This is a genomic window from Chromohalobacter nigrandesensis, assembly GCF_023061285.1.
Classification (GTDB): Bacteria; Pseudomonadota; Gammaproteobacteria; order Pseudomonadales; family Halomonadaceae; genus Chromohalobacter; species Chromohalobacter nigrandesensis.
This window is the reverse complement of record NZ_JAKGAM010000002.1, coordinates 75,466-100,189: the sequence shown is the minus strand read 5'-3', so window position 1 is coordinate 100,189 and position 24,724 is coordinate 75,466. Positions and strand designations below refer to the sequence as shown.

The 24,724-nt window shown below is 58.2% G+C and carries 19 protein-coding genes and 1 tRNA gene; 8 read left to right on the top strand and 12 right to left on the bottom strand.

The window, feature by feature from the left end:
- Positions 1-151 precede the first annotated feature (151 nt).
- Complete coding sequence (locus L1073_RS03995) at positions 152-2,323, bottom strand: TonB-dependent receptor (protein ID WP_246897039.1); 2,172 nt, start codon at positions 2,321-2,323, stop codon at positions 152-154.
- Positions 2,324-2,671: 348 nt separating this feature from the next.
- Between L1073_RS03995 and L1073_RS03990 the strand changes: the two genes are divergently transcribed.
- The gene (locus L1073_RS03990; protein WP_246897038.1) at positions 2,672-4,750 is read left to right on the top strand and encodes a TonB-dependent siderophore receptor; all 2,079 of its coding nucleotides are present in this window, start codon (positions 2,672-2,674) and stop codon (positions 4,748-4,750) included.
- 123 nt (positions 4,751-4,873) lie between these two features.
- Here the strand turns inward: L1073_RS03990 and L1073_RS03985 are convergent, their stop codons facing one another.
- Both L1073_RS03985 and L1073_RS03980 read right to left on the bottom strand, forming a co-directional pair.
- Positions 4,874-6,352 carry an APC family permease gene (locus L1073_RS03985; protein ID WP_246897037.1) on the bottom strand — a complete coding sequence of 493 codons (1,479 nt, stop codon included), beginning with the start codon at positions 6,350-6,352 and terminating at the stop codon, positions 4,874-4,876.
- 63 nt (positions 6,353-6,415) lie between these two features.
- Positions 6,416-7,474 carry a DmpA family aminopeptidase gene (locus L1073_RS03980; protein WP_246897036.1) on the bottom strand — a complete coding sequence of 353 codons (1,059 nt, stop codon included), beginning with the start codon at positions 7,472-7,474 and terminating at the stop codon, positions 6,416-6,418.
- 226 nt (positions 7,475-7,700) lie between these two features.
- Here L1073_RS03980 and L1073_RS03975 point away from each other — a divergent pair, with 226 nt between their 5' ends.
- Complete coding sequence (locus tag L1073_RS03975; RefSeq protein WP_246897035.1) at positions 7,701-8,561, top strand: MurR/RpiR family transcriptional regulator; 861 nt, start codon at positions 7,701-7,703, stop codon at positions 8,559-8,561.
- Between the two features lie 150 nt (positions 8,562-8,711).
- Here the strand turns inward: L1073_RS03975 and fhuB are convergent, their stop codons facing one another.
- From fhuB to L1073_RS03945, 6 genes are all read right to left on the bottom strand, one after another.
- Positions 8,712-10,721 carry a Fe(3+)-hydroxamate ABC transporter permease FhuB gene (gene fhuB / locus L1073_RS03970; protein ID WP_246897034.1) on the bottom strand — a complete coding sequence of 670 codons (2,010 nt, stop codon included), beginning with the start codon at positions 10,719-10,721 and terminating at the stop codon, positions 8,712-8,714.
- Positions 10,714-11,646 (bottom strand): ABC transporter substrate-binding protein, encoded by a 933-nt coding sequence (locus L1073_RS03965; protein ID WP_246897033.1) that lies wholly within the window; start codon positions 11,644-11,646, stop codon positions 10,714-10,716. Before L1073_RS03965 ends, fhuB begins: the two co-directional genes overlap by 8 nt.
- A 10-nt stretch (positions 11,647-11,656) precedes the next feature.
- The gene (locus L1073_RS03960) at positions 11,657-12,424 is read right to left on the bottom strand and encodes an ATP-binding cassette domain-containing protein (protein ID WP_246897032.1); all 768 of its coding nucleotides are present in this window, start codon (positions 12,422-12,424) and stop codon (positions 11,657-11,659) included.
- Between the two features lie 183 nt (positions 12,425-12,607).
- Positions 12,608-14,701, bottom strand: a complete 2,094-nt coding sequence (locus L1073_RS03955; RefSeq protein WP_246897031.1) for a TonB-dependent receptor — start codon at positions 14,699-14,701, stop codon at positions 12,608-12,610.
- Positions 14,702-14,912: 211 nt separating this feature from the next.
- Positions 14,913-15,653 carry a 4'-phosphopantetheinyl transferase family protein gene (locus L1073_RS03950; protein ID WP_246897030.1) on the bottom strand — a complete coding sequence of 247 codons (741 nt, stop codon included), beginning with the start codon at positions 15,651-15,653 and terminating at the stop codon, positions 14,913-14,915.
- A gap of 3 nt (positions 15,654-15,656) precedes the next feature.
- Positions 15,657-16,265, bottom strand: coding sequence for a hypothetical protein (locus L1073_RS03945; RefSeq protein WP_246897029.1), 609 nt, complete (start codon positions 16,263-16,265; stop codon positions 15,657-15,659).
- A gap of 95 nt (positions 16,266-16,360) precedes the next feature.
- Between L1073_RS03945 and L1073_RS03940 the strand changes: the two genes are divergently transcribed.
- The 6 genes from L1073_RS03940 to L1073_RS03915 all read left to right on the top strand — a co-directional run bounded on the left by L1073_RS03940 (position 16,361) and on the right by L1073_RS03915 (position 21,156).
- Positions 16,361-16,437 (top strand) — tRNA-Ile (locus tag L1073_RS03940).
- 106 nt (positions 16,438-16,543) lie between these two features.
- Positions 16,544-16,735, top strand: coding sequence for a hypothetical protein (locus L1073_RS03935; RefSeq protein WP_246897028.1), 192 nt, complete (start codon positions 16,544-16,546; stop codon positions 16,733-16,735).
- A 555-nt stretch (positions 16,736-17,290) separates the two neighbouring features.
- Positions 17,291-18,370 (top strand): acyltransferase family protein, encoded by a 1,080-nt coding sequence (locus L1073_RS03930; protein ID WP_246897027.1) that lies wholly within the window; start codon positions 17,291-17,293, stop codon positions 18,368-18,370.
- Between the two features lie 263 nt (positions 18,371-18,633).
- The gene (locus L1073_RS03925) at positions 18,634-20,361 is read left to right on the top strand and encodes a sodium:solute symporter family protein (protein WP_246897026.1); all 1,728 of its coding nucleotides are present in this window, start codon (positions 18,634-18,636) and stop codon (positions 20,359-20,361) included.
- A 118-nt stretch (positions 20,362-20,479) separates the two neighbouring features.
- A complete protein-coding gene (locus tag L1073_RS03920; RefSeq protein WP_246897025.1) occupies positions 20,480-20,722 on the top strand; it encodes a FitA-like ribbon-helix-helix domain-containing protein in 243 nt (80 codons plus the stop codon).
- Positions 20,719-21,156 carry a type II toxin-antitoxin system VapC family toxin gene (locus L1073_RS03915; protein ID WP_246897024.1) on the top strand — a complete coding sequence of 146 codons (438 nt, stop codon included), beginning with the start codon at positions 20,719-20,721 and terminating at the stop codon, positions 21,154-21,156. Before L1073_RS03920 ends, L1073_RS03915 begins: the two co-directional genes overlap by 4 nt.
- A gap of 28 nt (positions 21,157-21,184) precedes the next feature.
- On the opposite strand, the gene L1073_RS03910 is transcribed toward L1073_RS03915, so the two are convergent.
- The 3 genes from L1073_RS03910 to L1073_RS03900 all read right to left on the bottom strand — a co-directional run bounded on the left by L1073_RS03910 (position 21,185) and on the right by L1073_RS03900 (position 24,667).
- Positions 21,185-22,021 carry a hypothetical protein gene (locus tag L1073_RS03910; RefSeq protein WP_246897023.1) on the bottom strand — a complete coding sequence of 279 codons (837 nt, stop codon included), beginning with the start codon at positions 22,019-22,021 and terminating at the stop codon, positions 21,185-21,187.
- On the bottom strand, positions 22,018-22,284 hold the full coding sequence (locus tag L1073_RS03905) for a hypothetical protein (RefSeq protein ID WP_246897022.1): 267 nt from the start codon (positions 22,282-22,284) through the stop codon (positions 22,018-22,020). Before L1073_RS03905 ends, L1073_RS03910 begins: the two co-directional genes overlap by 4 nt.
- 1,264 nt (positions 22,285-23,548) lie before the next feature.
- A complete protein-coding gene (locus L1073_RS03900) occupies positions 23,549-24,667 on the bottom strand; it encodes a PDDEXK family nuclease (RefSeq protein ID WP_246897021.1) in 1,119 nt (372 codons plus the stop codon).
- Between the last annotated feature and the right edge of the window lie 57 nt (positions 24,668-24,724).

The following is a 24,724-nucleotide window of genomic DNA, read 5'->3' as shown; positions in this document are numbered from 1 at the left end:
ACATTATCAATTGCGATTGGTTTCGAGAAGGCGACGCTCGAGTCAAGTGATGGCGCGTCTGCGGCACACTTTGCGTAAAAGATGATGGGCTACAAAAAAGCGACGCCATGGAGGCGCCGCTCAACAAGCCAGATCTGTCGGATGTTGTTGCTTAGAAGTCGAGCTGATAGCTCAGGGTGAAAGTACGTCCCCGGCCCTTGAAGTACAGGTCGTCTTTAAGAGCGTCCCCTTGGGGGAACGATTGTGAGTAGTAGGTAAAGTAGTCCTTGTCGGCGAGGTTCTCCACGCCCAGGCTGGCACGGCCTATAGGCAGGCGATAAGCCAGTGAGGCGTCGATCAGGCCGTAGCCGTCGAATTCGAGCTCGGGATCGTCGAAGCTGCGGTCACGGTAGTAGCTGTATTGCAGGTGCGAGGAGAGCTTGTCGTTCCAGGCTGCGCTCCAGGCGAGCTTGAAGGTGTCCGGGGCAAGGTCCCGGCCCGTCAGCTTGGTATCCACGCTGCCGTCGCCGTCTTGGTCCGACTTGCCCTCGGCGTGGGTATAGGTAAGCCGCAAGTTGTGAGCGTCATTCACCTGGGCATCGCCGGTGATCTCATAGCCTTGGATCTCGGTCTTCTCTCGCTTGACCCGGTAGTTGTTCTGGGCATCGGGTTCGATGCGTTGGCCGAGGTCGGAATTCGACTCGTAATAACTCAGTTCGAGGCCGTAGCGATCCCAGTCGAAGCGAGCGCCGATCTCGCGGTTGTCGGTGACGATGGGGGAGAGGTCGATCAGGGTATCGACGTCCCGGCCGGCTGAATCGTCGTCGCGCAGCACCCGGCCCACGTCGGGCATGCCGAAGCCCTCCGAGTAGTTGGCGTAGAGCTGGGCCCAGTCAGTGGCCTGATAGACGATACCGGCATTGAACAAGGTTTCGTCGAAACTGGGGTTACCGCCGTCCACCGCGGCCAGGTCGTTCTCGACGCTGGTGCTCTGATCCACGGGCGAGTAGTCGTCGACGTTTAGCGTGGCATGCTCCTGGCGCACCCCGGCGTGCAGGCTCAGCGCCTCGGTCAGGTCGTAGTCGCCCTGCAGGAAGGCCGCCACGTTGCGGAAGCGGGTTTCGGGCACATAGTTGCGGTCGGTCTGGACCAGCACCTGTTGGGTCTCGTTCTGCAGCAGGTCGAGGCCAGTGGTCAGCTTGAGGCGGTCGTCGAGCAGGCCGTCGCGGCTTAGAGTGAACTTGGCGCCGACCTTGTCGGACTCGTTGCGCGTGTGGTCGTAGCGGGTATTGCCCGCGTCGTCCTGGTAAGGAAAGGAGCCGAGACCGGTGGTGCCAAACTGGGCGCGGAAACGCTGAGTATAGAGCTGGGCATTCAACTCATTGCCAAGCCAGTCACGGTTCTCGTAGGACAACCGGGCGGTGGTGGCCCTATTATAACCTGGGTCGTTAACGGGATTGCCTTTCTTGGCCCTGGTCGGTACGCCCTTATCGCGATTACCGGATACCGGCACGTAATCGTCGCCGACGTCGAGGTCGTAATGATTGAGGGAGAACTCGACGTTCTGGTCGTCATCGATCCAGTAGGCCGCCTTGGCCATCAGGTCGTAGCTCTCGGAGTTCTGAATCTCGCCATGGTAGGCCATGCCGACGATCTCGTCGTCGCCATCGTAGTAGACACCGCGTTTTTGGCGACTAGCGGCGAACATATAGTCCCAATCGCGTGTCTGGCCGCTGAGGCGGTAGTCCAACTTGTGACCGAAGCCTTCCGACTCGAAATCGTCGCCACTGGTCAAGCTGACGCCGACATGCTGGCTTATCCCGGCGCCTTCGGGTCGCTTGGTCACGTAGTTGATGATGCCGCCGGTCGCGCCCAGGCCTTGTTCGGCGCTGGCGCCATGAATAACTTCGATGCGCTCGACCATGGAAAGGTCGATAGTGTAGCTGTCTCTTCCACCATCACGCATCGGATTGGACTGGGGCACGCCATCCACCATGAATAGGACTGAACGACCGCGGAAGGTCTCGCCGGTATTGTTGAGCTTCTGGCGGCTGGGCGAGTAGGAAGGGATCAAGTTACTGAGCACTTGACTGGGATCCTGGGTGATCGCCAGCTGCTGCTCGATCTGCTCGCGGTTGATGACGGTGACCTTCTGCGGGGTCTCGCCTTCGCTGCTGCGGTTGCGGGTGGCGGTGATGACCAGTGGATCCAGCCCCTGGTCGTTGGCATCTTGCGATTCCGTGCTCGTGGAGGCTTGGGCCAGTGCCGTGGCGGGCAGAGCAGAGACAAGTACCAATGGGAGCAGTGAGAGCTGCTTATGACGTGGTCGTTGAAAGGCTTGCATGGTAAACCGATATCCCCTTGCTGGATTTGATGTATTGATTTTTGCTGTTATAGATATTGAATCTTTATGCTAATGATAATTCTTTTTGTTTGCAATAGGGGTGCGTTGCACGATCTGCGTAGTGCGGCAGGGGCGTCATGCCACGTTTTCTCTTGGAGGGGGGGCGGAACAGCCTTGGTTGGGTGCCATGGTGCGACCGAGGGCTCGTAGGCAGTGTACGAGGGGACAAACCGTGCGTTGAAAGCTCGTAATTGTGAAAGTAAATCACAATTCTTATCATATGCGATAGGCTTTGCTTGACGCGCGTGCTCCCGCCCGTCTGCCAATAAAATGTCACAAGGAAACCTCATGTCCCGCTCCCTTTCCCCGTCGCTGCCGATCAACGTGCTGTCGCCCTCGGCACGTCGCCTGGCCATGGCAACGTTGCTGCTGAGCTGCCCGCTGGCGGCGCAGGCACAAGATGCCAACGCCCAAGAATCCGATACCGTGGTGGTTACGGCCACGGCGATGAAGGTTGCTACTCCACTGGTTGAGACGCCACGTGCCGTGTCGACTGTCCAGCGAGAGGAACTGGAAGAGCGTAATGTCCAGAGCCTCGACGAGACGCTACGCTATCGCTCGGGCGTGCTGTCCGGCCAATACGGTGCTGATAACAATACTGATTGGCTTAAGATCAGGGGGTTTGATCAGGCAACTTATCAAGATGGCTTGCGCATCTACCGTACGGGATACTATCAGTGGTTACCCGAGCCCTATGGCCTAGATCGAGTAGAAGTATTCAAAGGGCCCGCTTCCATCCTCTATGGCGAAGCACCCTCGGGTGGGATAGTCAATGCCGTCAGTAAACGTCCCACCGCCGAGAAGCGTGGTGAGATCGAGATCCAGGCCGGTAACCGCAATCACCGCCAATTCGGGATCGATACATCAGGGCCCGTCACCGAAAGCGGTGATGTACGCTATCGGATGGTGGGGCTATATAAAGAACGCGATGGTGATTTGAATGACACGGATAATGAGCGGGTCTACTTCGCGCCGAGTCTCGAGTGGGATATCTCCGATGACACTCAGTTGACCGTGCTGGCCAGCTACCAGAAGGACGATGGTGTTCCTGTCAATCCGTTCAAGACGCCTTATGGCACCGTGCAGGACACGCCGTTCGGTAAGGTGGACCCGGAGACGAATTATGGTGCTCCGGACTACGACAAAGACGAGCATACCCAGACGGCCATCGGTTATGAATTCAAGCATCAGCTCGATGACACCTGGGAATTCGAACAGGATTTCCGCTATAGCCATCTTGATTTGAATTTGCGTAGCACCTATATCTTGTCACCTATTGATGAGCGAACAGCTACTCGTGGCCACCTTCAGCGTGATGGCGATATAGATAGCTTTACCATCGACAACCGAATGGTAGGTAAGTGGTACACCGAGCGCACGGAAAATACGCTATTGCTTGGAGTGGATTACCAAGATCTCAGTCTCGATGGCAAGGAATACGATAGTGATTTTAGTGGTTATGACACCGTCGATATCTTCGATCCACAAGGAGATATCGCTTCTGTTCCCGACGATCAGCTAAAACGCCGCCGAATCGATAAAGAGCAACTAGGTCTTTATGTGCAGGATCAGTTGCGTATCGACGACCGGTGGGTGCTTCTGGGAGCTGTTCGCTACGATCAGGCCGAGACTGATAATGCTGATCGTACTGCTGATACAACGGAACGAGCCGATGATAACCAGGTGTCTTGGTCTGGTGGAGTGATGTATCTAGGGAATCAAGGCATCAACCCGTATCTCAGTTATACCGAGTCTTTTGAGCCACAGACCAGCGTTGATGATGGTGGTAATCTCTACGAGCCTCTTGAGGGTGAGCAGTGGGAGTTCGGTGTTAAGGTCGCTCCGTCTGGCTGGGATGGCTATTTTACAGCTGCAGTTTTCGATCTGGAACAACGTAATAGCCTTGTGGCCTCATCAAGCGGTGGTCGTCAGGAGCAGAGTGGTAAGCAGACATCTCAGGGCTTCGAGTTAGAGGGTGTCGGTTATTTGACCGGTCAACTGCAGCTCACTGCTGCCTATACTTACACTGATGCTGAAGGCGAGAATGGTGAGCGCAAAGACTTGATTCCACGTCATCAAGCATCGGCCTGGCTAGATTATGATTTTGAGGGGACTGCACTTAATGGGCTAAAGGCTGGTGCGGGTATCCGTTATGTAGGCGAGTCCTCTGGAGGCAGCACCATTACGGTGCCTGACTATACTGTGGCAGACGCCATGGCGAGTTACGATTTCAATACTCATTGGACTGCTCAAGTTAACGTTAATAACGTCACCGACGAAGAGTATGTGGCAAGTTGTGAGGCTGACTATTACTGCTACTACGGTGAATCGCGCAGCGTGATCGGTAGTCTCAAGTACCGTTGGTAAGCGTAAAGTTATAAGACGTCAGAAAGAAGAGGTAAGAAAATGGCCCGAAGCGCTGGAAAGCACCTCGGGCCTTTTTTATAGCTGCTTTTCTTCGGTTTCAAAATATGATTGAGGCGCTTCTCCCTAGCGCGCCTCGTGGCCAGGCAAAGGCTCGACGCTTGAAAGCTCGGCCAGTTGCGTCATTGAACGATCACGAATGGCTACGAGACCGATGATGAATGCTGCAATCGGAATCAGCGCGAGTACGGTACTGATACCTGCGCCTAGCCCAGTGACCTGTGTGAAGTTACTCAGCACCAAGTAAAGGATGAAAGCCAATAACAGGCAGGCAATCAAGGGAACTACGCGTGTGGTCACGCCGTGGCCCGGCGCGAGGTGGGGCGAGCGGTAGAAGAATACCGCAGCCGCGATAGAGGTTAGCAGCATGAGAATTACCATGCCGACGGTGGCAATGCCGGCCATTGAGCCGAACACGCCGACCAGTGGGCTCGCGCCGCTGAGTGCGCACAGGGCCACAAGCACGATAGCGGTTGCTGTTTGGAACAACGATGATATGTGAGGTGAACCGTGCAACGCGTGACTCCTTGCGAAGAAACGGGGCAGGATGTCGAAGTTCGCAAGCACAAACTGGTAGCGTGTCACAATGTTATGGAACGACAGGATGCAGGCGACGAGGCTGGTGAGCAGTAATACCTCCATGATATCGGTGAGGACGCGGCCGGTATAGAAGCGGGCAGTGTCGAGCACCATGTTGCCGCCGTTGTTGAGATAGTTATTGGCCACCGCATGCACGGTGTCTGGGCCCCATGCATAGACCAAGTACCAGCAAGACACCGTATAGAATCCCCCGATGATGAAGACCGCCCAATAAGTGGCCCGTGGGATGGTACGGCTCGGGTCACGAGCTTCGTCGCGAAAGACTGCAGTGGCTTCGAAGCCGATGAAACCGGTCACGCTGAATAGCACAGCGATGCCAAACGGCCCTGTACTGCTGGACGCCGCAGGTATATCGGCAAGACTGGTCAAGGCACTGCCGGATGGTTCGAATGCAATTGCGGCGTTCATGACCAGTACGACACCAATTTCAAGGATGAGCGCCACGGCAAGCACTTTCGAGCTGAGCTCGATGTTTCGGTATCCGAGTGCGGCGACAAGCATGAGTGCCGCCCCGGCGTACAACCACCAGGGAATTGCCGGTCCGCCGATATTGCTCACCGTGTCGGCTGCTGCCCACCCGAAAAATCCATAGATGCCAAGCTGGATAGCGGAGTAAGTGATCAGCGCCACGAATGCAGTAGCCTGACCGGCACGCGGTCCAAGCCCGGTCCCAACGTAGGTAAAAAAAGCCCCAGCCTCCTTCACATAGGGCGTCATTGCCACGAAGCCGACCGAGAACGCGAACAGTACGAGCGAGGCGAACGCGAAGCCCAGCGGGGCCATTGCACCGTTGCCGAGGCCGATGGCCAACGGTGTATTGCCGTTGACCACTGTCAATGGAGCGGCAGCAGCGACGACCATGAACACGACACCAGCAGTGCTCAATCGGCCAGATAGTCGGTTCCTGTTGTTCGAGGATGTTGTATATGGATTGCTGTTATTCATTGTTGATTCAACTCCGTCTTGTGTTGTTTTTAGGAAGCGCCACTCGAGCGGCGCAAGAAAAAATCAATCGTTCCTTTCTCCGATGGTGATACCGGCTCGGCTTAATAACGGCTCGAGTCGTTCCAGATCGAGGGCGGGGCACCAGCCCTCTGGCTTCCTCATGGGCGCGCCTCTGGCCATGAACAGAGCGTTGAGCACGGCTTCGTCGGTCGCTTGCACGACAGCCATGTAGAAGTCATCGAAATACGCGTCGTTTATGTGGCGCATCTGTTGCTGGGCCGGCCCGAGCTGCGGCAAGGGCCCCTCGTTAGCCGTGCTGAAGGCTAGAAACATATCGCCTGAATCGTTGCCGCCGGGGCTGCCGGAGCGTGCGATACCCAATCCGGCACGTTGGGCAAGACGCTTGAGCTGATGGGGTAGCATTGGAGCGTCCGTAGCGATGATGGCGATGATAGAGCCGCGTTCGCGGTTGAGTTCTTCGGGCCAGTCGGCGTCATTCAACGCCTCTCCAACAGGCACGCCGAGCACTTTCAACCAGTCCCGCTTGCCGTGGTTGGCCTGGACCAGAACGCCCACTGTATAGGCCTGCCCATCGATGGTGACTCGGCGCGAAGCGGTACCCGTTCCGCCTTTGAAGCCGTAACAGATCATGCCGTTGCCGCCGCCGACGTTTCCTTCTTCTATGGCGCCACCACTTGCCTTGGTGAGGGCGGCGTGAACATGGGCGGCTTCCACGTGCTGGCCGTTGATATCATTGAGTACACCGTCATAGGTCTCCGCGACCACGGGCATTGCCCACAAATGGTGCGAATCGAAAGTCTGAGCGTAGTTATCGAGCATCCAGCGTGTCGCGGCGTGATGGACGATGCCCACGCTATGCGAATTGGTCAGGCATATCGGGCCGACGAAATAGCCGCCCTGTTCAATCCAGTGGGTTCCTGTCATTTCCCCGTTGCCATTGAGCGCATGAAAGCCGGCCCAGACAGGAGTAGGTGTGTTGCTTCGGCCTCGCGGCAGAATGGCGGTCACGCCGGTCTTGATCGGCCGTCCGCTTCTAGTTGTTCCATCAATCGTTTCATAGCCGACCAACACGCCCGGCACGTCCGTCATCGCATTGTTCAAGCCCGGTTCGCCTGGCAGGGGTAACCCCATCGCGCGTGCTCGCATTCGTTGCATTGAAATGATCTCCTCACGATCAGTGCTAGAATTGCTTCGTCGACGCCTTGCATCGGCATGAAAGTGGAACGCTACCTGTGCGATAGCAGGGTATCGGCCTCGCCCCGTTCCACTGGGACACTCTTTTCTTTTATGACATTTAAATACCAAATGCAATATAGGTGACATTGTAATGTCAATATCGAAAGCTGGCGCCCATCTGGCACAAGAAGTCGATGCGCTGAAGGGCGGACTTTCGCCTGCGGAACGCGCGCTCTACTCGACACTGCAGGCGAATCTCGAGAATCTGGCATTCGAAACCGGTGCAAGCCTTGCTCAGAAAAGTGGCGTTAGCCCGAATACCGTGAGTCGGTTCATGCGGCGCCTGGGTTACAAGGGGCTGAATGGCCTGAAATCGGCATTGCGCAACGAGCTACGCTCGAGTTCGCTCCTGAACGCCACGCTGATCGAGCGTGTGGAGCAGCCGTCGGCCGACCTGATGACTCATCTCAACGCCGAGATCGAAGCACTGAAGGCCTTCGCCGAACAGCTTACCGGCCAACATTGGCAAGACATCGTGCAGCGCGTGAGTGCCGCCGAAAAGGTGTTCGTGTGTGGGTTCCAGACTGTGCGCGGCCTGGCCGAGGATTTCGCGAATCGCCTGGCGCTCGTACGACCCGGCGTCGAGTTTATTGATTTGTACAGTGGCGTATTGGGGCAGTGGATGGATAGCCAGGGCGCTCGTTGCTGCGTGATTCTGATCGACATCACCCCCTATGCCGAGGCCGGGATCACTTTCGCCAATGACTGCTTGGCCAATGAGGCTGATCTCGTGGTGTTCAGCGACGAATATGGCATAGCACGTTATATCGATACGCCTTATATCATTAGCATGACCACCGAGACCGGTTTAATCCTCGAATCTACCGGTGGTTTGACGAGTGCCTTGAATGTTCTGTTGCACTGCGTGGCTGCAGCACATAAGGGCGAATTACGAGAGCGGATGGAGGCCTATCGTGCCCGGGTACAGCAACTGAGGTTGTATGCGAATTAGAGATACGAGAAAAGGAAGGTGCAATAAGAATGACCCGGGGGCAGTTCATGCTCCCGGGCCATTTTTATTGAGCCTTATACCTCACGTGCCAATACTATTGCCTTCCATCTTCCATCTTCCATCTTCCATCTTCCATCTTCCATCTTCCCCCTATAGCTTCCTCAGCGACCACATGAAGTAGGCGCCGCCGAGCAGCGAGGACATCAGGCCGGCGGGGATTTCCTGCGGGAAGAGCCACTGACGCCCCAGCCAGTCGGCGAGGACCATCAAAAGTGCGCCCAGCAAGGCGGCGGCGAGTAGGTGAGCGCGTGCCCGCGATGCCCCCAGCAGGCGTGCCATGTGCGGCGCGAGCAGCCCGACGAAGGACAGCGGCCCGACCACCAGCGTGGCGGCGGCGGTGAGCAGGGCGACGACGCCGAGCAACGCCAGGCGCGCCCGGTCGACGTTGACCCCTAGCGCGCGGGCGCTGGAGTTGCCCATCGGCAAGAGATCCAGCCAGCGTGACAGGCATTGCAATGCCAGCGTCAGCACTACGGCGCTGGCCGCGACGACGATGGCCAGCGAGGTGTCGACGTAATAGGTCGAGCCCGACATCCAGGCCAGAAGTTGCTGCGTGCGGGGATCGCCGTTGGCGAGCACGATGCTGCGCAGCGGGTCGAACAGCGCGGTGATGGCGATGCCCGTCAATAGCACGCGCTCCGGCTGGAAACCGCTGCGGCGGTTGATCAGCAGCAAGATGCCCAGCGTCGCCAACGCGCTCAGGGTGCCGGCGAGCAGTAGCATCGGCAGGCCTACACCCGGCACGAACAGCACCACGCCGATCAAGCCGATGGCGGTGCCGCCACTGATCCCCACGACTTCCGGACTGGCCATGGGGTTGCTGGTCACTCGTTGAATCAAGGTCCCGGCCAAAGCTAATAGCGTGCCGGCTCCCGCTGCCGCCAGGGTGCGTGGCAAGCGCCATTCGTACGTGGCGTGCCACACCGCCCACGAGGGCCAAGCCCAGCCGTTACTGTTCTGGCCGAGCAGCAGGGAGGCCGCGAGCGCCCCCAGAAGCGCCAGCCCCAATACCATCAGCAGGCGGCCCGGTGTCCGGCGACGCGGCGCCGTCAGCATGGGTGCTGTATTGGGACGCTCCCCGCCTAGCTTGAGACGCGGGATCAGCCATAACAGCAGTGGCGCGCCCAGAGCGGCGGTGGTTGCCCCGGTAGGAATCATCGTCGGTAGCGCGCCGGAAAAGCGCTGCAGAAGCTGGTCGGTCGTGGTCAGCAGCAAGGCGCCCAATAGCGGTGCCCACAGCAAGCGCTGGGGCAGCGTGCGTGCGCCCAGCAAGCGGACGATGGCCGGTGCCGCCAGGCCGATGAAGCCAATGATGCCGATCACGCTGACCACGCAGGCGGTGATGAAGACCGCCAGTCCCAGGCTCACCAGGCGCAGGTGCTTGAGCGAGACCCCCAGGCTGCGGGCGTTGACGTCGTCGAGTTCGAGGATCGCCAGTGGGCGCAGCATGAGCCCGGCCAGCACCAGCGCGATGGCCAGACGCGGGAGCAGGTAGAGCACGCCGTCCCAGCTATTCTGCGAGAGCGAACCCGCGCCCCACACCATCAAGCCTCGCAGCTCTTCCTGATGAAAGAGGATCAGCGTGGTACTGACCGCGCCCAGGTAGAGATTGACCACCAACCCGGCGAGTACCACCACCATGGGTGCGAGCCTGCTACGCCACGCCAGCGCGAATACCAGCCCCATGGCCAGACCGCCCCCCGCCACGGCGACCCATTCACGGCCGAGGAGGAGCAGGCTGGGGGCAAACAGCGTGGCGAGCAGCAAGGCGAGCTGAGCCCCCGTCGCGACGCCAAGGGTCGTGGGCGCGGCCAGGGGATTGCGCAGCACTTGCTGCATCAGGACCCCGGCGATGCCCAGCGCACCACCGGCCAGCAAGGCGATGGTCCAGCGCGGCAGCCAGCTGTAGTGGACCAATATTTGATCGATATTGGTGTTATTGGGCGCAAAAAGGGCCTGAGCCCATTGCGTGACGGGCAATTGTGTCGCCAGGGAGAAACCGCTTAGAACGAGGCAGAGCAGGGCAAGCAGCGTGCAAAGGCGCGCCGGTGTCATGATGATATGCGGAAACGGCAGCGAATGAGAAATCCAGTCACGCATCGGGCGTCTCGTGGGTCGGCGGCGTTGCGGACGCATCGATGAGCGCCTGGCTCAGATGCTCGGCGAAACGCATAGCTGAGGGCGCTCCGCCGAAGCTCCATACCGGCGGTAGCGTGAGCACGTCATCACTGCGTACGGCCGGCACATGCTGCCATAGCACGCTCGTCTCGAGATCTTGCTCAACGCCTACCGGCATGGGTTTGACGATCACCAGGCGAGCGTTCTCGTACTGGGCGAGCGCTTTCAGCCCCACGGTAGCGAAGCCCCAGTAATTGGTGGTGCCGCGCCAGGCGTTTTCTAGCCCTAAGCGCTGCATGACAGCGTTATAGAGACTATGTTCGCCGAATACGCGCACGTGACGGTCGTCGATGAACTGCACGACGAGCAAGGGACGGTCACTGACGTCCTGAGTATCGAGGGTTTGCCGCAAGAGGGCGAGGTGAGCGTCCAGCCAGGCGAGCAGCGTGTCCGCTTCCGCCTCGTGGTCGGCAATGGCGGCGATCTCGCGGGTGGCGCTTTTCAGTCGTGTCCACAGATCGCTGCCGGGAGTATAGAGCGCGACGGTGTCGGTCGGGGCGATGCGTCCGAGGCTGGGGGCCAGGGTACTGAACATCGGCGAGAGCAGAATGCGGTCGGGCGCGAGCTGGGCCAGCAGTTCACGATTGGGCTGCGCACGTAGGCCGATATCGACCACCTCATCAGGCAGCGGCGGCGCGCCGACCCATTCACGATAGGCATCCGTTTGCGCCACGCCTACGGGTGTCACGCCGAGCGCCAGCAGCGTTTCAGCGATGGTCCAGTCGACGGTGGCGATACGTGGCGTGTCGGCGGCGCTGGCGTTATACGACCCGGCGAGCAGCACCAGCAACGCCAGGGAAAGGAGTTGAAAGCGGAGATTGTCTCCGCGCATCGACAATGGCGTCACAGCGACTCCATCAATGCAGCACGGCGATGGGGTGCTCGCCGCCGGGATGAGACATGACCCGCATGGGGATGCCGTAGATGGCTTCCAGAGTGGCATCGCACATCAAGTCGCGGGGCGCGCCCTGGGCAAGCACTTGCCCGCTGTGCAGCGCGATCAGGTGATCGCAGTAACGCGCCGCCATGTTGACGTCATGAAGAACGATGACGACGCCCAGCCCCAGCTCACGACACAGTGACCGTACCAGGGCCAGCACCTCTACCTGGTGCGCGATATCCAGCGCCGCTAGCGGCTCGTCCAGCAGCAGGAAGCGACTTTCCTGGGCGAGCAGCATCGCCAGCCACACGCGCTGGCGCTCGCCTCCGGAAAGCGTATCCACCAGGCGGTCGGCGAAGGCTTCGGTATGGGTCAGCGCGATGGCACGCTCGATCTGGGTCTGGTCCTTGCCGTTGAGGCGCCCCAGCAGGCCGTGCCAGGGGTAGCGCCCAAAGCCCACCAGCTCACGGCCGGTGAGGTTGTCGGCGCTGGGAAGATGCTGCGGCAGGTATGCCACATGGCGAGCGAATTCACGCGTTCCCCAATCGGCGAGTGGGCGCCGGTCGAGACGAATATGGCCACGACTCGGCGCTTGCTGCTGGGCAAGCATCTTGAGCAGGGTCGACTTGCCCGAACCGTTATGGCCGATCAGCCCATAGACCTTACCCTCCTCGAAGGTGAGGTCGGTGGGGTGCAATAGGCACTGGCCGTTGACCTCGAAGCTGGCAGCGTCGACGTTGAACATCACAGGTGAACCCCAAGCGGGAGAATCTTAGAGCGCAATCGTAATTCAAATAAGAACGGTTATCAAAAATCTCGAGGCGGTATCGTCTCAGGGGGAGGCGAAGAGAAAGGCGAGGGGGGAGGCAACGCCCGTCTCAATAACGGGCGTTACATGGCGCTGGCTATGCAAAGGTGGGTGTAGTTATCAGTAACTGTGTGACCAGCTCAATGTATAGGTGCGCCCACGACCCTTGAGATCCCACAGCGACTGGGCGCCATAGGCTTCATAGAACACGGCGGCACGCTGGCCCCAGATCGTCACGTAGTCTTCATCGAGCAGGTTTTCGATGCCCAGGCTGACGGTGCCGAAGGCCGTATCCTGACTGGCCGTGGCGTCGACTGTGGTGAAACCGTCGAGCTCATTGCCGGAGGCATCGTCGAGATCGAAGGTACGATTGACCTGCAAGCGGGCGCGGGTGTCGATGTCCGACCATTCGCCGTAGAGGGTCGCCTTGGGCATGCTGGCATCAGTGACGCTGCTGTCCTCCCATTCGCCGCCGATCTTCTCCTCGGACTTCACGGCGTTGAACGTCGAACCCAGCGTCCAGTTTTGACCGAAGAAGCGCTCGACCTTGCCTTCCACACCGTAGGTTCTGACGTCCTTGTCGATGGTGGTGACGCCGATCTCGAGATTGCCGTCGTTGCTGTAGAGGTAATCGATCGCCTTGTCCGACCAGCTATAGTAGGCGGCGACTTGTGTCTGCCAGTTGCCACCGTTGAAGCGCCAGCCGGTCTCGAGCTGCTGGGTCTTGATGCCGTCCACGGGATTGTCCGAGATGTCGAAACTGACTCCGCGATAGGCCTTGGCGATATCGGGAATCTCGAAGCCCTGAGTGTACGACAACCAGGTCTGGTGGCCGTTGTGGAAGTCGTAAAGCGCCTTGAGATTGAACAGCGAGACATCGTAGCTGTTGGAACCGCCGTCGTTGCCGCTCTGCGGGTCGACCTCGACATCGGTTTGCTCGAAACGCGCACCACCGGAGAGTTGCAGGTTCCGGGTGAGCTGATAATCCGCCTGGGCGAACGCGGCCAGGGTATCGGCCTGGAACGACGGGTAATACGGATCGAGCACGTCGGTCTGGTCGAGCTCCAGCCCGCCGTCGGAAGGCGCCAGCGTGTAACGTTTGGAGTCGAACTCCTCCCGGGATAGATCGAGCCCGTAGGTCACGCTCAACGGCTTGCTGAGCTGCGCGGTGAACGCCGCCTTGGCGCCGGTCAAGTCGGTATTCTGCTCCGAGACGGTAAAGGTGCTTGCCCCGGGAAACGGATTGAAGACCGAGGATTCTTCGCGATGATAGGCCTGAAAGTAGAATTCCTGACCCAATAGCGCGCGGTGATGATAGTTGGCGTTGAGGTACAGGCGCTCGGTTTCGGGGTCGACATCCGAGTCGTAGCCATCGCGGACCTCGCTACCCTGGATTTTCTCCGAATACGTCGCGCCGCTATCGTAATTCGGGTAATAAAGACCCTTGTCACCCGCATAGGCCGAATCGTAATACTGGGCCGTAACATCGAGCCGTTCATTCTCACTGATCTTGACGGCGAGATTGCCCATGAGATCGACGGAGCGGTTTTCCTGCAAGCCCGATTGAGCGATGTCGGGCTTGATGATCTCGCCATCGGCATCGTAGAAGGAGCCATTCTCTTGCACCGCGATGGCCAGGCGCCCCTTCACGCGTTCGTTGCCGCCCGAGATGGATTGCGCCGCCCGTTTGGTGAGATCGTCCGAATCGTTGAAGCCGCTGGTCACGCCCAGCTCGCTCTCGAAGTTGAGACCTTCCTCGCCTTTCTTGGTAACGATATTGATGATACCACCGGTGGCGCCGCCGCCATACAGACTGCTGGCGCCGGAAAGCACCTCGACGCGCGCGATATTGAACGGGTCGATGGAATCGAACTGCCGCGATAGGCTGCGTGAGCTGTTCAGCGATACGCCATTGATCATCACCAGCGCATCGCGTCCGCGGAAGTTCTGTGCATAGTTGGTGCGATTGGTGCTCGAACCGAAGTCGAAGCCAGGAATCAGCCGCCCCAAGGCCGATTTCAAGGACTGCCCCGCGTTTAGTTGTTGCTGGAGCTGCGCTTCATCCACCACCCATGCCGCGCCGGGGATCTGGCTGATCTCCGTGGGTGTACGCGCGCCGATCACCACCATGGTGTCTTGCGTGTCCTGTGCCTGAGCAGGCAACACTGAGCCGCCGGCCGCTGCGATGAGGCCGAAGGTAAGTGTCTTTTTCATTAGTATCCCCTTGATATTGAGCATTATTTTCGAGCGTGCTCTAGGGTACAGAGGAGGAATTAAAACTCAATAACAATGATTGTTATTTAGATTTATTGATGATATGAAAAGCCAAAAGGTTGGAAGCAGGAACAAGAAGGAAGAGAAGCAGTAGGGAGGACGAAAGGGAGGTAGGTGGCAGTGAAACCAGATGCGACGAGCTGCCCAGTGATTAACGGATTGAGTTCGAAGGAATGGCCACGAGACTCAGCAGGCGTGAGGCTGTTTCGGTGTACTGACCCTCGAGCGTCGCGCCCGCCGCCCAGCCGTCGCAGAGGGTGCGACGCAATTGCAGCGTGATATGCCCCGTGGCAGGACGCCACTCGACGAGCGCGGCATCCTGAAAGTAGAAGCGCACGCCGATCAAGGGATATAACGCCTTGAAGAGGCTCTCCTTGCTGGAGAATGCCAGGGTGGTGAACAGCGCCTGGGCGTCACTGTCGAGGCCATCGCACCAGGCACGTTCTTCCGGGGTGAGAATCTCCGACGCCAGGCGTCCGGTGCGCACGGGGCTCAATAGCGTTTCTGCATCAAGCCCCAGCCCTTGCCAGGCACCACGCGGCGCCGCCAGGGCGGCGGCGAAACCGTCGCTATGGGTGATGCTTCCGAGTGTATCTTGGGGCCAGCAAGGTGCACGGTCGGCCGCGATGCCCGGCACTTCGCCACATCCTGTGGCGGCGTGCAGGGCCTCGCGGGCGCATAGACGCCCTGCCAGAAATTCGCCCCGGCGCTTGGCGATTGCCGTGGCCAGTTGTGGCGGTAATGCGATGCCTCGGGTGGCAAAGTCCGCTTCGCACACCGAGGGCGCCGTGAAATCCACCCCGCGCCAGGCGACGCCAGCGAGCGGGCGCGGCCAAGGCCACTGGGTTTGCCAGCCCTGACAACCGGCGGGGAGATCGCATACCGCGGGCATCGCTTAGCGGTCCACCAATACGGCATCCAGCTCGACCGGCACCTCGTCGTCGATCTGCTGATAGCCGAGCAGCCCGAGCACGGTGCGCGCGGTCTGGTTCTGCATGATCGCACGGCCATCCAGCGACACCGATTCGGCATTGCGTACACGAATCTCGCGTTCGCTGTCACGCGTGAAGCGCACCTTTAGCGGCTCCTGCTGCGACGCATCGCCATCCTTCACGCTGAGCATCAGCGTCTCGGTACGGGACTCACCTACGGGCAGGTCATCGAGCACTTGGGGATCGAGCTGTGTGACCACCGTGGTCAGCTCGGTATCCGACAGGCTCGCCATCCACGGTGGCAGCTCGCCCAACTGATCGAGGATGTCGGTCTGGTTGAGCCGCACCGGCAAGCGTAGCGTTCCATCCGCGGCGATATGCCCGTTCATGCGCTTCAGCGCGTGCTGATGCGCCACCTCCCCACCAGACGAGGTGATCTCGGTGATCGTCGCCTCGACGCGTGATTTCTCCGGATCGAGCTGCCAATCCGCCTGCGCCACGCAAGGCAGCGCGACCATGCCCAACGCCGCCACCCAGGCAGCACGACGCGCCATTTGCTTCATTTGATACATCGCCACACCCTCCATGGGATGGAATCACACTCCAGGAGCCAATCACCCCTAGTCTCGTTTATCGGCATCCGCTATGATACTGCCCCGTTGCGTCGGGGCCTATAGCTCAGTTGGTTAGAGCAGAGGACTCATAATCCTTTGGTCGGCGGTTCGAGTCCGCCTGGGCCCACCATTTCCAATACCCCTCCCTCACATCTAGCGCGACACTCAAAGGCTGCCACTAGCCACTATCTCCCGCCATAGAATCTCAATCATGATTTCCATCAGGGGGCACAATCATGACTCAGCTCACACCTGATACTCAGGAAATGTTGGATAGCCTCCGTGCTGCTGTTTCGGAGACCTTGGAGCGCAAGCAGCGCTTGGGCCACTATGCTGTTATTTGGCAGGGCGATAAGCCTGTGCTGGTTGGTGACGATGCCCCTGATCAGGTTGATCGCCAGTCGCCCGGCGCCCCGGCACTGGACTGATTTCCTCCAAGTGTGTAGATTCACGATCATCGACATACGCTTCCTCGCTATCGGCTTCGAGTCTCGGTCAATAAGGCTGCTTGGTGCCTGACCCCTTGAGTGAGCGTCTTCAGGGCGTTGTCGTGTTGTAGCAACCCGATCGCCTCAAAATGGCGCGGCGAATCGCCTCGCGCTGCTCCTCCCATGGTGGTCATTTCACGCAATACCTTAATCATACCCTCTTTCGAGCAGGTGCTTTGTGAAGGACTTCGAGTCGCGTGGCATCGATATGCTCAACCCGTGGGAGTGTCGCCCGGCGCCAAGATCGTAGGTGCCGGTCGACTCTCCCATGTTATGGGGTTCATGCCTTGGCCAACAAGGCCGCCTCGTGCTGCTTGCTAACCATTGATGGTGCGTATGCCCTCCCTGGAGTCAGAACATCGCTGCAACCGGTAAGTCCTGGAATCTTTTGCCGATATCCTTGTCTCAATGGCGGCGGTGGCATGCCGTGATGCGAAACCCGACGCACTCGAGCAATCCCGATGAGATGAAGCGATGTAAAGGCGCCTAGGTGGTATGAAACAAATCTTCGAAATCTATTGGCTGCGGTTCTATGGCTGCCTTGCCGTTTTCCTCTACCACCTGCTTGATCGGGTCAACCAGTATGCCGATAATGTCTATCTCGACCTGACGCGTTTATCCACTGTACTGGGAACGCCGACGTTCATCTTCATTTCCATTTTCCTGTTCACGATACGCTACGGTAAGACCATCCCCGCAGGCTTTCTCAGCCAACGGATCAAGTACCTACTGATACCGTATATTACGTATGCGATTATCTATTCTGGGTCCGAGTACTTTCTCGCAGAGGGGCATCCTCTGGATTCGGGCTATGGTCAACTATTCGTCAATTATTTGATCTACTGTGACTGGCACGGCTACTTTCTGCTGATCGCCATCCAATTCTATGCTTTCTACTGGTGTTATATCCGCTATGATCTGGGGCGTTATCTCAACGTGACCGCCGGTGTGATGGTCGGCACGCTGATAAGTATGCTTTATTGGGGGAGTGCAACGGCTCTGGATATTACATTGCCGGGGTATCTGCTCTGGGTGATTCCCATTGGTTGGTTATATATCTTCTTTTTCGCCATTCGTGTTGCTCACCAATACTATTACGATAGATTAAATAGTGGGTTGGGTCTGCGAGGACAAGCAGCGTTGCTGGCCGTCTCTTTCATGGTGATGATCGGCGTGGTCCTCATGACCGATATCGAACTTTCCTCGAAAGAAGCTTGGGTCATGCCTCTTTTCCTGCTGTTCATCGGCGTAACGATGCGACTGTTCAAGGGACGAGGGGCGCCCGCATTCGTGAGGATGATCAACCGGCACTCATTCGGCATCTACCTGTCTCATCCGATATTTTTCGGTATCTTCGAGGTCATCAGTCAAAAATTGGACTTCGGATTGATCGGCTACACCCTGCTACTCGGCATCGTCGGTTTTCTGTGTTCGCTTGGCCTTAGCGCCCTGGCTAACAGGCATCCGCTGAGCGGTCTGATCATGGGCCGCCAGCTTCGGATCGGTGCCGCCGCCGGCGTTTCATCTCAAACCGCAGCGCATGCTGACCGTCAATATAATCTGAGAGTAACGTGAAGGTGGCCACGGGTAACGGCTCGTGGGGCGCGTAAAGGTATTTCGGAAATGATGAGGCCCCAAGCGTGTCAGTGATCCCGACGCTGCGGAAATCGCCATTGATAGCTGTGATGGGATAGGTATGAAAGAGCCTTTCCATGGCCGGTGATGACGCGGAAAGAAGGGCGAGTCGCGTTGATTGAGTTGGATGTCGCAGAGAAGACAATGATCCGTATGTAGGTACTTACCATGGCTGCGAATTTCAACAACAAGTGTGATTCGCCATGGTCTATACCGCTGCCATCGTGCTGAGCCTCATCGGCTACTTCATTATCGGCAACCTGGCCGGCCGCCGGGTCAAGGATCTCGACGACTACTTGGTCGCTGGGCGTAACGCTCCCACGCTGATGATCCTCGGCACCTTGGTCGCCAGCTACCTGAGTACCAGTGCCTTTCTGGGCGAGACCGGTTTCGCCTACGATGGCTATCCCTTTGTCATGCTGATCTTTGCCGCTATCAGCACCTCGGGCTGTCTACTCGGCGCGCTGGTGTTCGGTCGCTACCTGCGTCGTAGCGAGGCGCTGACAGTGCCGGAGTTCTTCGGCAAGCGCTTCGCTTCGAAGCGCGTGCAGATGATCGCCGGGCTAACCACCGTATTTGGCCTGGGTGCCTACCTGCTGGGCGTGATGCAGGGTGCCGGCATCATGTTCGAGGAATTGACCGGGTTGCCCTACTGGGTCGGGTTGGTGCTGGTGTGGCTCACCTACACGGGCTTCATTCTGTATTCCGGCTCCCAGGGCGTGGTGCTGACCGATACCGTGATGTTTGTGATTTTCGCTGTCGCCGCGGTGGGTGGCTCGCTCTATATAATCAGCGATCTCGGCGGCTGGTCGGGGGTGATCGAGGGCTTGCTGGCGCAGTCCGACAAGCCCGATATCGCGCTGTGGCATGGCGTGATCGAAGGCGAGGGAGCGACCTTCTCCTTGCCTGGCGAGGCGCTCATCTGGGGGCTGACGCTGGGGCTGGTATGGGCCACGGTGCTGGCAGCCAGCCCCTGGCAGGCGAGCCGCTATCTGATGGCGCGCAACGAACATGTCGTGATGCGCTCAGCGATGCTTACCGCCGTGGTACTGGCGATCTTCTACGCGCTGATGATGATGACCGGCGCGGCGATCAACCTCTATGACCCGACGCTCGACGGCGAGCGTGCCATGGTGTGGGCAGCGCTCAACGTGCTGCCGAGCTGGCTCGGTGTGATTATCCTCACCGGGGTGTTTGCTGCCGGGCTCTCCTCATGCTCGACCTTTCTGTCGATCATCGGCTTCAGCCTCGCTCATGACATCCTGCCCGCCTCGCGCGGTGAGCGCGGCGCCATGCGAGCGAGCCGTATCGGCGTGCTGGTGGCCGGGCTGGTGGCGCTGCTGCTGGCGCTCTTCCAGCCGCCGGCGGTGATGGCGGTGGTGTGGTTCGCCGCCACGCTGTTCGCTTCCTCCTGGGGGCCGGTGGCGCTGATGAGCATCTGGAGCCGTCGGATTACCGCCGCCGGTGCCGGCTGGGGCCTGGGGGTTGGCTTCGTCGGCAACTTGATCCTGTCGCTGATGGAGCAAGCCGAGTGGGTCTCGCTGCCGGTATATCTCCACCCGGTGTTACTGAGCACTCTAGTGGCGCTGGTGGCGATCGTGGTCGCCTCCAAGCTGACCCGCGTCAGCCAGGCAGAGAGTGAGTACCATGCCTTCCTGCATCGCAGTCCGGTGGAGAACGAGCGCAGTTGGGCGGCGGTCAGCCGACGGGTGGCCGTGGCGACCATGCTGACCGGCGTCGCGGTAGGGGCCTTTCTATGGTGGCAGTACGCCGGCTCACTGGCGGCGCTGGCTGGACGTTTCGGCGTGGCCGATAGCGTGGTGACCGGCGCCTACCTACTGGCGACGGGATGCGGCGTCATGCTGGTAATCGCCGGCGCGGTGGGCTTCTGGCTGGTAAGAGCACGCAGTGCGGATGCCGATAACGCCTGAATGGCGAAGTCCTGATAGGGTGAGTGGTCGTGCCTCTCTTCGTGCATAGACCGTTATAGGTACTTTTGATGGTTTAGTGCTATCATTGATTGCATTGAGATCGAATAGAGAGGCTCGTATGGCATCGATCACGATTCGCAATTTGGACGAGCAGATAAAGGCTCAGCTTCGTATGGAAGCGGCCAAGCATGGCCATTCCATGGAAGAGGAGGTGCGTATTATTCTCCGCGGCGCCTTGAGTCAACCTCAAAAAGGGGGACTAGGCAGTCGTATACGAGAGCGCTTTGCAACAGCGGGAGGTGTCGAGCTGGAGATGCCAGCCAGGTCTGATAAGCCTCGCGCTCCGGACCTCGACACATGATCGTCCTGGATACCAACGTGCTATCCGAGCTTATGCGGCCCGAACCGGACGCGTGCGTCGTCGACTGGTTGGATAGCCAGGAGGCAAGTGCCGTGACTATTACCGCTATTACCGTGGCGGAAATTCTCTATGGCATCGAGCGCTTGCCCAGTGGCAAGCGCCAACGCCGTTTCGCCGCCATGGCAGCAGCAATGTTCGAGGAAGATTTTGCAGGCCGCGTTCTGCCGTTCGATGAGGTCGCGGCGGTGCACTACGCAGAACAAGTAGCAATCAGTGAGCGTGCAGGCAGGGTGGTGCATACCGCTGACGCTCAAATCGCCGCGATCTGTCGACAGCATCACGCGACGCTGGCTACACGCAACGTGAAGGATTTCGAGTCGCTTGGCATCGACATACTCAACCCGTGGGAGCATCGCTCAGCGCCAAGACCTTAAACGCCGGGGTGCTCCCTCGTCATTGACGTCAGGCTTCGGTCAACAAGGTTGCTTCGTGCCGGACTTCATCGGTCAGCGCCTTCAGGGCGTGATCGTGCTGCAGCAGCTCGATCGCATCACAGACGGCGCCGCGAATCGCGTCGCGCTGTTCTTCCATGGTGGTCGTCCCGCGCAGCACGTCGAGCAGGGGTGTCTCCAGGTACAGAGGATGATGGCGATTGGCCGGGCGTTCCTCGAGGTGATCGTAGAAGTGCCAGCCCCGGTGAGGCGTCCGCTCGCGAAGCTGTTGCACGAGTCGCCGATAGCTCGGTAGTTGCGGGTAGATGTCGTGCAGCTTGACCGAGAAGTCGAGAATGACGTTCAGCATCACCCGGTCGGTATGCCGGTTCTGCACCAGGTGGTCGCGCCCGTCGAGAATCACCCCCACGAACAGCCCCGGCATCCAGTGAAGGGGCCCACCGGCGGGGATCAGCTCGAACCCCAGCCGGCCCCAGCGCGTCTTGGGGCTGCGTCCTTCATAGCGCTCCGCGAGCGGCCATTCCTCGTACGCCAGCGGTGTCAGAGCATCCGCCAGTTGCTCTGGAAAACGCCACGCCACCGGGTAGAACGCCACCGCCTGATGGCTGATCGGCGCCGCCGGATGCAGCCCCTCGTGCCGTAACAGGGCCAGGAAGCTGGCGATATGAAAGTGCTCCGCCGGGTCGCTCAGCGTTTCGTGGCGTGCCTCGAGCAGTTTGTACACGTCCTCCCAGCACAGGCAGCCGTGCGCTTCCGGCCGATGCTGACCGGTATTGGCGGAGACCACGATCACCCGCGCGGACTTGCCGGGAAACTCCGACGCCGCCAGTTCGCGATACTTGTTCACCTGCTCGGCCACTGGGCGAGCATGTCGAGCCGCGCTCCCGGATAGGGCGCTTGTGTCTCCCAGGTGATGTCCTGATCGGCATCGGGCAGCTCGAGGCGATCCGCTTCCGGCACATGGCTCATGACGGTGTCGAGAAAGGCGTAGGCCACCTCGCGGGAATTTCGCAGCAGCCAGGCGAAAATCTCGGTGAGGTAATCCTCGAGACTATCGCGCCCTTCTCGGGGGCGATAGCGGCGGAGGCTGACCAGCAGGGAGTCGTCCATCGATGCAGTCCTGGCAGTAAAGGGAAGGGGCGCCATGTGTCACGGCGCATAAAGGTACCTCGGAAAGGGCGCGCCCCCAAGTTCGGTTGCCATCTCAGATGTTCAGTCGCGCCTGCTGTTCTAGGGTGAGAGCTTTTCCCATAAGTTTTTTCAAAAACAATGTAGTACTAGCCAAATAAAGTAAGCCGCTAGGAGTCTTAGGCTTGGCTTGATGCAGGAGTATGGTCGTGTTGATAAAAGTTGTAACCATGGTGTGCTTGTTTTTTATGAGAAATTGATCGAAATTTATTAACGGTTATATGCGTGCCAAGCTTTTATTGCTTGCTATTTTGAACTTTTGAGATGGCGCGGTAAATGTGTATTGGTTTTTGGTTTCTCAGTAGGTCAATGACACGCATGCGCCTAAAGACCAGTATCATTAAGGCACTTGAAGACATGATGCATGCAATATAAAAAGCGACTCTTAGTGGTTTTTGGTCTTTTCTTATGAGACTATATCCAAGATCAGATAAAATATTTTCAATGGTTGGAAGTAAGTAAGTTATAGCAGCTGTTATGATAAAGAAGGCCACTTTGTTTTTGGAGATGTAGTTAGGGTTTCTAGGTTCTATTTTACCTGTGTAGTGATCGTACTTAACTTCCCCCATTGTTTTTGCAAGTCGTTTGGAGTTTAAGAAAAAGGCGGGGCTGTTGGCAACTGTAGTAAGGCAGAATGGGCAAATATATTTTCGGAATAGAAGTTGTGTTTCATTTTGTATGGATAAGCTGTCGTGTTGATCTATATATTTCTTAGATATTATGTCGCAAAGACGCTTAATAAGGGTTTGGTGGCTTTGTTTTTTTAATGATAGACGCCTTCCAAGAAATAGCCTATCCCTTATGTAATATATTCCGAGAAGGAGTAAGGGGATTGAGGAAAGCTTGAGTATATAGATTGATGTGTCTATGTAAATTAGAGGGGTCATGGTGGTGTCCGTTTTCTTGAGGTCAGGTTAAAAAGTAAAGATTTTAATGTTGGTGAGCTTTATCTTTTGTCAGGTTTTTGGCAAGATTGATGGTGTCGGGTTAACACAGTGCCTAGGTTTTTTGGTGTTTGCATGCCCGATAAGAACGAGGTGGCCGGATAATTAATATGTTTGATACTTTTGCCTGTCTTGGTCAGCATAGGTGCACTATATAGGATATGCTTCTTAGAGCGTGCAATCATATCTCAGTAGAATAAATATTCATACGTACCAAGAAACTTGGATGCACGCGTTGAGACTCACCACGACTCGTCGATTTTCCAGGCCTGCTTCAATCGCGCCACGGTATGATCCCATTTGGGAGCCGTGGGCTTGCAGACCGTGTTTTGATTGCCGAACAGGCCGACTTCGCTGAACGCCTGGGACGCCGGGAAAGAAGCGATCCAGCGAACCGGTACGAGGTATTCCGCAGCTTCCTCGTCATCGGCATCGATAGCTCGGTAAAGATGCGGATAATCGTTGGCCGTCGTGATGTCCTGAAGTCGTGCACTGCCTTGATCTGTCTGCACCATGAACTGATCGGCGCGGCAACGTTCGCCGATCACGACACCAACGCCGACGTAGCCCGTCTTGGGAATATTGACCCAGACGCGATCACCTTGGGATAGCATGGCAAGTGTCTTCGAATACCATGCTGCGCCGCGGCCGGCGATAAAGCCATAGTGGCGTGCCAGCTCCCAAGGGCGATTATCACCAAAAGAGGCGTAAAACTCGCCGTTCCAGGGCTCCTTGCGTGTCTTGTGGGCGGCCGGCTGGGGTGGTTCGTCCGGGTCGATCATCCAGGCTCGACTCAGATAGCGGTTGCCCTGATCTTCAAAAGAGGCGAAGAACATGGCGTTTATAGAGAGCTGGGCGTACTCGTTGAGGTAGTTAATGATCCGTTCGCTGCTGGCGTCGAGCTGAGTCGCTACGACCACTAACTGATGGTTCTCGTTGAGCGTGACGCCATCCAGGGGAATGCCGAACTTGGCTTCGAAGGCGTCCTCGAGCGTCGTGTGAGGGCGCTGATAGCGCTCGGCGAAGGTCTGATAGATTTCGATCAACTGATAGTCGGCCAGGGTGACCACCCAAGAGGCATAGTCGATGGCCTGGGCCACCACATCGCGGGGCGTCTTGTCGCGCTTGAGCTCGATGATGATCATCGTGCCATTGGCGTCGATGGCCAGCAGGTCGATCAGCTTGTCGAAGCCGGTGCGTACCTGCCGCCCGATCAGCAGCCAATCCCGGTTTAGGATCGAGACATCCTGCATGATCTGCTCTTCCAGCTGCCCCTCGTCGGCGAGTCCCATGGGCCGCAGCTTCTGCGGCTGCTCACCTGTACTGCCTGCCAGCTTCCAGATTCCTTGCTCGATCGCCATGTTAGCTCACTTATTCTAATTGGCTATATAAAACCCTTTGCACGCGTAGAAGGTAGC

Coding starts and splice junctions, on each gene's coding strand:
- L1073_RS03995 (WP_246897039.1), bottom strand. CDS start 2,323: ATGCAAGCCTTTCAACGACCACGTCATAAGCAGCTCTCACTGCTCCCA.
- L1073_RS03990 (WP_246897038.1), top strand. CDS start 2,672: ATGTCCCGCTCCCTTTCCCCGTCGCTGCCGATCAACGTGCTGTCGCCC.
- L1073_RS03985 (WP_246897037.1), bottom strand. CDS start 6,352: ATGAATAACAGCAATCCATATACAACATCCTCGAACAACAGGAACCGA.
- L1073_RS03975 (WP_246897035.1), top strand. CDS start 7,701: ATGTCAATATCGAAAGCTGGCGCCCATCTGGCACAAGAAGTCGATGCG.
- fhuB (WP_246897034.1), bottom strand. CDS start 10,721: ATGCGTGACTGGATTTCTCATTCGCTGCCGTTTCCGCATATCATCATG.
- L1073_RS03960 (WP_246897032.1), bottom strand. CDS start 12,424: ATGTTCAACGTCGACGCTGCCAGCTTCGAGGTCAACGGCCAGTGCCTA.
- L1073_RS03955 (WP_246897031.1), bottom strand. CDS start 14,701: ATGAAAAAGACACTTACCTTCGGCCTCATCGCAGCGGCCGGCGGCTCA.
- L1073_RS03950 (WP_246897030.1), bottom strand. CDS start 15,653: ATGCCCGCGGTATGCGATCTCCCCGCCGGTTGTCAGGGCTGGCAAACC.
- L1073_RS03945 (WP_246897029.1), bottom strand. CDS start 16,265: ATGTATCAAATGAAGCAAATGGCGCGTCGTGCTGCCTGGGTGGCGGCG.
- L1073_RS03935 (WP_246897028.1), top strand. CDS start 16,544: ATGACTCAGCTCACACCTGATACTCAGGAAATGTTGGATAGCCTCCGT.
- L1073_RS03930 (WP_246897027.1), top strand. CDS start 17,291: ATGAAACAAATCTTCGAAATCTATTGGCTGCGGTTCTATGGCTGCCTT.
- L1073_RS03925 (WP_246897026.1), top strand. CDS start 18,634: ATGGTCTATACCGCTGCCATCGTGCTGAGCCTCATCGGCTACTTCATT.
- L1073_RS03920 (WP_246897025.1), top strand. CDS start 20,480: ATGGCATCGATCACGATTCGCAATTTGGACGAGCAGATAAAGGCTCAG.
- L1073_RS03915 (WP_246897024.1), top strand. CDS start 20,719: ATGATCGTCCTGGATACCAACGTGCTATCCGAGCTTATGCGGCCCGAA.
- L1073_RS03905 (WP_246897022.1), bottom strand. CDS start 22,284: ATGGACGACTCCCTGCTGGTCAGCCTCCGCCGCTATCGCCCCCGAGAA.
- L1073_RS03900 (WP_246897021.1), bottom strand. CDS start 24,667: ATGGCGATCGAGCAAGGAATCTGGAAGCTGGCAGGCAGTACAGGTGAG.